Here is a 10,407-nt window from a genome sequence, read left to right as displayed (position 1 = left end):
TATCGGGATCAGAGGTCCGGGGCATCTCAGGCGGTTCCGAGTTCGTCGTCGAGCAGGTGGAACAGTTCCTCGGCGCTGGCGGAGCCGAGGTTGTCGGCGCCCGCGCCGGCGTCGTCGGCGGCGCCCTCGGCGTACGTCCAGAGCGACAGCAGTTCACGCAGCCGGGCGGCGACGGCGGCGCGGTCGGTGTCGTCGGCGGCGATGGCGCGCATCGCGGTCTCCAGCTTGTTCAGCTCGCCGAGCACGGACAGCGCGGAGGTGCTCCGCTCGGCGAGCAGCGCGCCGCGCAGGTGCGCGACCATGGCCGCGGTGGTGGGGCGGTCGTAGATGAGCGTGGACGGCAGGCGCAGCCCGGTGGCGGCGGCGAGCCGGTTGCGGAACTCCACCGCGGTCAGCGAGTCGAAGCCCAGCTCGACGAAGCCCTTGTCGGTGTCCACGTCGCGCAGCGAGGCGTAGCCGAGCACCGCCGCCGCGTGCGTGCGGACCAGGTCGGAGAGCACCCGGTCGCGGTCCGCCTCGGCGGTGGCGGTGAGCGTGTCGCGCAGCGCGGTCGCCGCGTCCGGTGACGCGGCCGGTGCCGCGCCGGTGACCCGGACCAGGCCGTGCAGCAGTCGGGGCAGCGCCGGCCCGAGCCGGCCGAGCACCGCGTGGTCCAGGTTGACCGGCGCGATCGCCGGCTCGTCGTGCCGCAGGCCCTCGCTGAACAACGCCATGCCCTCGTCCGGGCCGAGCGGGCGGAAGCCGGCGCGGGTCATCCGCCGCTCGTCGACGTGGCCCTGCGGACCGCCGGGCTCGTCCGGGTTGGCCCACGGCCCCCACGCCATCGACGTGACGGGGAGCCCGCGGGCCCGGCGGTGGTGGGCGAGCGCGTCGAGGAACGCGTTCGCGGCGGCGTGGTTGGCCTGGCCGGGGCCGCCGAACAGGCCGGCGGAGGAGGAGAAGAGCACGAACGCGGCGAGGTCCAGCTTCTCGGTCAGTTCGTGCAGGTGCCAGGCGGCGTCGACCTTGGGCCCGAGGACGGCGTCGAACCGGGCCGGGGTCAGCGCCGGCAGTACACCGTCGTCGAGGACGCCGGCGGCGTGCACCACGCCGACCAGCGGCCGGTCGGCGGGGATCTCGTCGAGCAGCACCGCGAGGGCGTCCCGGTCGGTGACGTCGGCGGCGACGACCTGCGCGGTGGCGCCGAGCGCGGTCAGGTCGGCGACGAGGTCGGCCGCGCCGGGCGCGTCCGGGCCGCTGCGGCTGACCAGCAGCAGGCTAGGCACGGCGTGCCGGGTGACCAGGTGCCGGGCGACGAGCCGGCCGAGCGCGCCGGTGGCGCCGGTGACCAGCACGGTGCCGGTGGACAGGTCCGGTTCGGGCCGCTGCGGCGGCGGGCCGAGGCGGACCAGGCGGGGCGCCCGGAGCTGGCCGGCCCGCAGCGCGAGCTGCGGCTCGCCGGTGCCCAGCGCGGCGGGCAGCGCCACCGTGGAGCGGGGGTCGTCGTCGAGGTCGAGCAGCACGAACCGGCCCGGGTTCTCCGACTGGGCGGAGCGGATCAGGCCCCACGCGGCGGCGGCCGGCAGGTCGGCGGGCCGGTCGGTCGGTTCGACGGCGACCGCGCCCCGGGTGACCACGACCAGCGGGGTGCCGGCGAACGGTTCCCGGGTGAGCCAGTCCTGCGCCAGCGCCAGCGTCTCGTGGGTGACCAGGTGTGCGGCCCGGGCTGGGTCCGGCTCGTCGACGCGCTGCCCGGGGCGGATCGCGACCACCGCGTCGGGCCGGGCCGCGCCGCCGGTCACGGCCGTGACCAGGTCGTCCAGGTCCCGGTACGCCTCGACGCCGGGCCACCCGTCGGCGTCGCCGAGCACGGCGATCCGGGTGGGGCGGGTGGTGCCCGGTTCCGGGGTGGTCCAGTCGAGGCGGTGCAGCGACCGGGCGGCGGCCCGGCGGGCGGTGTCGAGCTGGTCGGCGCTGATCGGACGCAGCACGAGCGCGTCGAGGGAGGCGACGGGCGTGCCGCCGGTGTCGGTGACGGTGGCGGCGACCGCGCCGTCGGTGGGGGTGAGCCGGACCCGCAGCTCGCGGGCCCGGGTGGGCTGGATCGCCAAGCCGGTCCAGGAGAACGGCAGCCCGGGCCCGGCCGCGTTCGCGGGTGCGGCGGCAGCAGTGGTGGCACGGTGCAGGGCGGCGGCGCCGATGGTGTGCAGTGCGGCGTCGAGCAGCGCGGGGTGCAGGGTGAACGGGTCGACCGGCGCGTCGGGGTCGAGCGCGACCTCGGCGAGGAGGTCGTCGCCGCTGCGCCAGGCGGCGCGCAGCGCCTGAAACGTCGGCCCGTACCGGTAGCCCTGCTCGGTGAGGTGCGGGTAGAGGGTGTCCAGCGGGATCGGTTCGGCGTCGGCGGGGGGCCAGGCGCCGCCGGCGGTGGCGGTGACCGGCCGGGTGGGGGCGAGCAGGCCGGTGGCGTGCCGCTGCCAGGTCCGGCCGGTGCCGGGGGCGTCGCCGCCGTCGTCGAGGTGGGAGTGGACGGAGACCGCCCGGCATCCGTCGTCGTCGGCGGCGCCGACGCGGATCCGCAGGTCGACGCCGCCGGTCGGCGGGACGACCACCGGTGCTTCCAGGACCAGTTCGGTGACGTGGGCGGTGTCCAGGGCGCGTCCGCTCCAGGACGCCATCTCGACCAGGGCGGTGCCGGGGAGCAGGACGGTGCCGAGCACGGCGTGGTCGGCGAGCCAGGGGTGGGTGGTCAGGGAGATCCGGCCGGTGACCAGCAGGCCGTCCTCGCCGGGCAGGTCGGCGGCGGCGTGCAGCAGCGGGTGGTCGACGGCGTCGAGTCCGGCGGCGGGCAGGCCGGCCGGTCCGGTGCCGCCGCGTGACAGCCAGTACCGGTCCCGTCCGAACGGGTAGGTGGGCAGGTCGACCACGGCGGCCGGGGTGAGCACGGCGGTCAGGTCGACGGGCAGGCCGGTGGTGTGGGCGGTGGCGAGGCTGGTCAACAGCCGCCTCGCGTCGTCGTCACCACGCCGCAGCGTCGACAGCGTGTGGCCGGTGGTGTCGGTGTCGTCGAGGATCGCCGTCACCGGCAGGCTCAGCACCGGATGCGCGGACACCTCCACGAACGTGGTGTGCCCCGCCGCTATCGCCGTGCGGACAGCGGCGTCGAACCGGACGGGTTGACGCAGGTTGGTGTACCAGTAGCCGCCGTCCATGCCCTGCGGTTCGGCCCACTCCCCCGTCACCGACGAGACCATCCGGACCTGCCCCGGCCGCGGGTTCAGGCCCGCCAGGTCGGTGAGCATCCGCTCGCGGACCTGCTCCACCGCCGGGTTGTGCGAGGCGTAGTCGAACGGCACCCGCCGCGCCCGCACCCCCTCGCCCACCCACCGCTCCCGCAGCCCGTCCAGGGTGTCCGGCGGCCCGGACACCACCACATGCCCCGGCCCGTTGAGCACTGCCACCACCGTGCCCGGAATCTCTTCGATGCGGGCGGCCACCTCCGCCTCGGGCAGATCCACGGCCAGCATCCCGCCGGAACCGGCCAGGGTGGACAACGCGCGCGCCCGCAGGATCACCGTCCGCGCCGCGTCGTCCAGGGACAACACCCCGGCCACGCACGCCGCGGCCATCTCCCCCTGCGAATGACCGATCACCACACCCGGCTGCACACCGGCGGCCCGCCACACCTCCGCGAGAGACACACCCACCGCGAACAGCACCGGCTGAAGGACCTCCACCCGGTCCAACCAGGCGTCATCCTCACCGGTCAACACCGACACCAGATCCACGTCCAGAAACGGCGCGAACGCCCGCTGACACTCCGCCAACCGCGCGTCGAACGGCCCGCACCGGCCCACCAGACCCGCCGCCATCCGCACCGACTGACCACCCTGACCCGGAAACACGAACACCGGACCCGACCCGTGCACGCCCGCCGTCCCGGTGACCAGGGCGGAGGACGGCAGGCCGGACGCGAGGGCGTCCAGGCCGGCCAGCAGGTCGTCGCGGTCCGTACCGACGACGGCGGCGCGCTCGTCGAGCGCGGCGCGGGTGGTGGCGAGTGACCAGGCCACGGCGGCCGGGTCCTGATCCGGGTGTTCGCGGACGTGCCGGGCGAGCCGCTGCGCCTGGTGCGCGAGCGCGGTGGTGGAGCGCGCGGACAGCGGCCAGAGCACCGCCTCGGTCCGCACCAGCCCGTCCGTCGGCGCGGGCGCGGCGTCCTCCGGCTCGGCGGGCTGCTCGACGATGACGTGGGCGTTCGTGCCGGAGATGCCGAACGACGACACCGCCGCCCGACGCGGCCGCTCCACCACCGGCCACGGCCGGGCCTCGGTCACCAACTCCACCGAACCCGCCGACCAGTCGATGTGCGGCGACGGCGCGTCCACGTGCAGCGTGGCCGGCACGGTCGCGTGGCGCATCGCCTCGATCATCTTGATCACGCCGGCGACGCCGGCGGCGGCCTGTGCGTGGCCCATGTTCGACTTGATCGACCCGAGCAGCAGCGGCGTGTCCCGGTCCTGCCCGTACGTGGCCAGGACCGCTTGCGCCTCGATCGGGTCACCCAACGTGGTGCCGGTGCCGTGCGCCTCCACCACGTCCACGTCCGACGGCGACAGACCGGCGTCGGCCAGGGCCGCCCGGATCACCCGCTGCTGCGACGGCCCGTTCGGCGCGGTCAGGCCGTTGGACGCGCCGTCGGAGTTGACCGCCGAGCCGCGCACCAGCGCCAGCACCCGGTGGCCGTGGCGGCGCGCGTCGGAGAGCCGTTCCACCAGCAGCATGCCGACGCCCTCGGACCAGCCGGTGCCGTCGGCGGCGGCGGCGAAGGACTTGCACCGCCCGTCGGCGGCCAGGCCGCCCTGCCGGGAGAACTCGGCGAACGTGTCCGGGGTGGCCATCACGGCGACGCCGCCGGCGAGGGCCAGGTCGCACTCGCCGCGGCGCAGCGACTCGCCGGCCAGGTGCAGCGCGACCAGCGACGACGAGCAGGCCGTGTCGACGGTGACCGCCGGGCCTTCCAGCCCGAGCGTGTACGCGACCCGGCCGGAGATGACGCTGTGCGCCCCGCCGGTCATCAGGTAGCCCTCGGTGCCCTCCGGCACCTGGGTCAGCCCGGTCCCGTATCCGGAGGTGGAGGCGCCGACGAACACGCCGGTGCGGCTGCCGGTCAGGCCGGTCGGGTCGACGCCGGCCCGTTCCAGCACCTCCCAGGCGGCTTCGAGGGTGAGCCGCTGCTGCGGGTCCATCGCGAGGGCCTCGCGGGGCGAGATGCCGAAGAACGCGGGGTCGAAGCCGGTGGCCTCGGGCAGGAAGCCGCCGGCCGGGGTGTAGCCGCTGTCCGGCGCGGGCACGGCCCAGCCCCGGTCGGTGGGGAATCCGCCGATCGCGTCGACGCCGTCGGCGACCAGACGCCACAGCTCCGCCGGGCCGCTGACCCCGCCCGGGTAGCGGCAGGCCATCCCGACCACCGCGATCGGCTCGTCGGTGTCGGCGGCGCGGGTCGGACCGGCGGACGAGACGGGTACGGCGCCGAAGGCGGTCTCCCGCAGGTGGCGGGCCAGTTCGGCCGGGGTGGGGTGGTCGAAGACGAGGGTGGACGGCAACCGCAGCCCGGTGGCCTCGTTCAGTCGGGTCCGCAGGTCCACCGCGGTGAGCGAGTCGAAGCCGAGGTCCTTGAACGGCCGGGCGCGCAGGTCGTCGGCGGTGGCGTGACCGAGGACGCGGGCGGTCTGCTCGTCGACGATGCGCAGCAGTTCCCGTTCCTGCTCCGCCTCGGGCCGGTCGGCCAGGTGGCGTAGCGGCTCGGCGACCCCGGCCGGCGCGGCGGCGTCCCGGGCCGCCTCGTCCTCGGCGAGCGCCCGCACCTGCGGCAGGTCGGACAGCAGCGGGCTGGGCCGGGTGAGCGTGAACGCCGGGTGGAAGCGGCTCCAGTCGACGTCGGCGACGGTGACGCCGGGCGTGGGTCGGTCCAGCGCCCGGTCCAGCGCGAGCAGGGCCCGCCGGGGGTCGATGGTGGGCAGTCCCATCCGGTGCAGCTGTTCGGTGGCGGCGTTCTTCGCGGCCATGCCGTCGGCGCCGCCCCAGGCGGTCCAGGCGACGGCGGTGGCGGCCAGGCCCCGGTCGCGGCGGTGCACGGCGAGCGCGTCGAGCAGCGAGTTGCCGGCGCCGTACGCGCACTGTCCGGCGCTGCCCCAGGTGCCGGAGACGGAGGAGAAGAGCAGGAACGCGGTGAGCGGCCGGTCGGCGAGGCACTCGTCGAGGTGCAGCGCACCGAGCACCTTGCCGGCGACCACGTGGGCGAACTCGTCGAGGGTGGTGCCGGTCAGCGGGGTGAGCTGGTCGGTGCCGGCCGCGTGCACCACGGCGGTCAGGTCGGGTAGCGAGTCCAGCAGCGCGGCGACGGCCGTACGGTCGGTCATGTCGCAGGCGGCGGCGGTGACCCGCCCGTCGGCACCGTGCTCGTCGAGCAGCGGGGCCAGGCCGGGGGTGTCGGCGCCGCGCCGGCCGGCGAGCACGACCCGGCGGGCGCCCCGGTCCAGCAGCCAGCGGGTGACGTGGCCGCCGAGCGCGCCGGTGCCGCCGGTGACCAGCACGGTGGCGTCGGTCCACCGGTCGTCGGCCGGCTGCTCGGGTGCGGCGGCCGGGCCGAGCCGGCGGCCCCAGACACCGCCGGCGCGGACGGCCACCTGGTCCTCGCCGCTGCCGCCGGTGAGGATCGCGGCGAGGCGGCGCCGGCCGGCGTCGTCGGCAGTCTCCGGCAGGTCGACCAGGCCGCCCCACCGGTGCGGCTGTTCCACGGCGGCGGCGCGGCCGAGGCCCCAGACCAGGTTCTGCACCGGGTGGGTGAGCCGGTCGGCCGGACCGGCCTTGACCGCGCCGCTGGTCAGGCACCAGACGGGCGCGTCGAGGTCGAGGTCGGTGAGGGCCTGGAGCAGCACCAGCGTGGTGGCGGCGGCGACGCTGACGCCGGGGTGGGCCGGCAGCAGCCGGTCCTGCCCGGCGACCAGGTGCAGCACGCCGGCGACCGGCGCGTCGCCGATCGCTTCCCGCAGCCGGTCGGCGAGCGCCGCCCGGTCCAGGTCGTCGGCGCCGAGGCGCAGCACCGCCGCGTCGTCGACGAGTCCGGGCAGGTCGTCCGCCCAGCCGCGCTCCTCGGGGTCCGTGGGCAGCAGCACCAGCCAGCGGCCCGCCGGCCGGTCACCCTCCGGGACGGCGACCGGTTGCCACCGCACCTGGTACGTCCAGCCGTCCACCACGGACCGGTCGTGCCGGCCGCGTCGCCAGGCGGAGAGCACCGGCAGCGCCGGCAACAGCGTGTCGACCGCGCCGAGCTGGTCGCGCAGGGCGTCGACGTCGGTCCGTTCCACCGCGGCCCAGAACTCGGCGTCCGCGCCGGTCTGCGCGCCGGCGGGGGCGGGAGGCGGCGGCTCCGGCCAGAACCGCTGCCGGTGGAACGCGTACCCGGGCAGCCGGACCCGGCGCGGGTCGGCGCCGGCGAACAGTTCCCGCCAGTCGACGGTGACGCCGGCGACGTGCAGCTCGGCCAGCGCGGTGAGCAGGGCGGCGGGTTCGGGCCGGTCCCGGCGCAGCAGCGCCACCGCGGCGACGTCCGGGCCGGCCACGTCCCGGGTCAGCGCGGTGAGCACGCCGCTCGGCCCGACCTCCAGGAACGTGCCGGCGCCGAGCGCGCGCAGCCGGGTGACGCCATCGGCGAAGCGGACCGCCTCCCGGACGTGGCGCACCCAGTGGTCGGCGGTGCGGATGCCGTCCGGATCGACCGGCTCGCCGGTCAGGTTGGACACGATCGGCAGGGTCGGCGCGCGCAGCTCCAGCCGCTCCACCACGGCGGCGAACTCGGCGAGCATCGGCTCCATCAGCGGACTGTGGAACGCGTGGCTCACGGCGAGCCGCTTCGTGCGTACCCCCTGCTCGGCGCAGCGGCGCTCGACCTCGGCGACGGCCGCCTCGGCGCCGGAGACCACGACGGCGGCGGGCCCGTTGACGGCGGCGACGCCGATCGGCCCGGCGACGTCGGTGAGCAGCGCCTCGACGTCGGCGGGCGGCGCGGTGACGGCGAGCATGGCGCCGCCGGCCGGCAGCTCGTGCATGAGCCGGGCGCGCGCGGCGACCAGCGTGGCGGCGTCGGCGAGCGACAACACGCCGGCCACGTGTGCGGCGACCACCTCGCCGATCGAGTGCCCGGCCAGCAGCTGCGGCCGGACGCCCCAGGAGGCCAGCAGCCGGACCAGGGCCACCTCGACGGCGAACAGCGCGGGTTGGGTCCACCGGGTCAGGTCGAGCAGCGCCGCGTCCTCGGTGCCGGGTTCGGCGGCGAGGATCGGCCCGAGCGGGCGGGGCAGGTGCCGGTCGAGTTCGGCGCACACCTCGGCGAGCGCGTCGGCGTAGGCCGGGAACGCGGCGGCCAGCTCGCGGCCCATCCCGGGCCGCTGCGCGCCCTGGCCGCTGAACAGGAACGCCAGCTGCCCGCCGCGCGGGCCGGTGCCGGCGACCAGGCCGGGGCCGGTCCCGCCGGTGGCGAGGGTCCGCAGGTGGTCGCGGAGCGCGGCGCGGTCCGGGGCGAGGATCACGGCCCGGTGGTCCAGCGCGCCCCGGGTGGTGACCGACGACCAGCCGATGTCGGTCAACGCGGGTCGGGCGCCGACGACACCGGAGTCGGCCCGCTCGGCGGCGTCGCGGTCGGTCGGGTCGGCCCCGTTGGCCCTGTCGAAGTCGGCCGGCTCGGCCCCCTCGGCGTCGGCCGGGTCGGCGGTGTCGAGCCAGTCGGCCCACCGGGCGGCCTGGGCGGCCAGGCCAGCGGCGTCGCGCGCGGAGACCAGTACCGGCACCAGGCCGGCGGCCGTCACCGGTGCCGGACCGGTGGCCGCGACGGCGGTCGGCGCAGCGCCGTCGCCAGCGGCCGCCCCGTCCGGGGCCGGGGTCGCCGGCGGGTCCGTCGCGGTCGAGGGGGCCTCCTCGACGATGACGTGGGCGTTGGTGCCGCTCATGCCGAACGAGGACACCCCGGCGCGGCGGGGCTGCTCGCCCGGCGGCCAGGGCAGCGCCTCGGTCAGCACCGACACCGCGCCGGCGGTCCAGTCGACGTGCGGGGTGGGCGCGTCGACGTGCAGCGTGGCCGGGAGCCGGCCGTGGCGCAGCGCCATCACCATCTTGATCACGCCGGCGACACCGGCGGCGGCCTGGGTGTGGCCGATGTTCGACTTGACCGACCCGAGCCGCAGCGGCCGGTCCGCGGGCCGCCCCTGCCCGTACGTGGCGAGCAACGCGGTCGCCTCGATCGGGTCGCCGAGACTGGTGCCGGTGCCGTGCGCCTCCACCGCGTCGACCTGCTCCGGGGCGAGCCGGGCGCTGGCCAGCGCCTGGAGCACCACCCGCTGCTGGGAGGGGCCGTTGGGGGCGGTGAGGCCGTTGGACGCGCCGTCCTGGTTGACGGCGCTGCCCCGGATCACCGCGAGCACCGGGTAGCCGTGCCGTTGGGCGTCGGAGAGCCGGGCCAGCAGCAGCACGCCCACGCCCTCGCCCCAGGCGGTGCCGTCGGCGGCGGCGGCGAACGCCTTGACCCGCCCGTCGGCGGCGAGCCCGCGCTGGCGGCTGAAGCCGACGAACGCGGCCGGGGTGGACATGACGGTGGCGCCGCCGGCCAGCGCGAGCGTGCACTCTCCCTGCCGCAGCGCCTGGCCGGCGAGGTGCAGCGCGACCAGCGACGACGAGCAGGCGGTGTCGACCGAGACGGCGGGTCCCTCGATGCCCAGCACGTAGGAGATCCGCCCGGAGACGACGCTGGCGGCGGTGCCGGTCAGCACGTACCCCTCGACGCCGGGCGGGGGCGTCTGGAGCAGCGCCGCGTAGTCCTGGCCGGTGGTGCTGGCGAACACGCCGACCTGGTGTCCGCGCAGCGCCGTCGGGTCGATGCCGGCGTGCTCGAACGCCTCCCACGAGGTCTCGAGCAGCAACCGCTGCTGCGGGTCCATGCCGAGCGCCTCGCGGGGCGAGATGCCGAAGAAGCCCGGGTCGAACTCGGTGGCCGAGTCGAGGAAGCCGCCCTCGCCGACGTAGGAGGTGCCGGGGTGGTCGGGGTCCGGGTGGATCAGCCGGTCCAGGTCCCAGCCCCGGTCGGTGGGGAAGGCGCAGACGGCGTCGGCGCCGGAGTCGACGAGCCGCCACAGGTCCTCCGGTGACCGCACGCCGCCGGGGAACCGGCAGCCGATGCCGACGACGGCGATCGGCTCCCGTTGCGCGGCCTCCAGCTCGCCGAGCTTGCGCCGGGTCTGGTGCAGGTCGGCGGTCATCCATTTCAGGTATTCCCGGAGGGTGTCCTCAGTCGCCATCAGCGCCACCTTTTCGGGCCGGAGAAACAGGCGACCCAATACCGTTCGGCGTGACCATGAATTGCACTGTCCCGCGCCCACC

Annotated in this window: 1 protein-coding gene; it reads right to left on the bottom strand. The window is 76.7% G+C overall.

Annotated elements, in window-relative coordinates:
* Nucleotides 1-26: 26 nt before the first annotated feature.
* Nucleotides 27-10,325: a type I polyketide synthase gene (locus O7600_RS02910; protein WP_281592150.1), complete on the bottom strand. Its 10,299-nt coding sequence runs from the start codon at nucleotides 10,323-10,325 to the stop codon at nucleotides 27-29.
* Nucleotides 10,326-10,407: the final 82 nt, after the last annotated feature.

Source organism: Micromonospora sp. WMMA1998 (genome assembly GCF_027497375.1).
Lineage (GTDB): Bacteria > Actinomycetota > Actinomycetes > Mycobacteriales > Micromonosporaceae > Micromonospora > Micromonospora sediminicola.
This window is presented reverse-complemented; position numbering and strand designations above follow the sequence as displayed.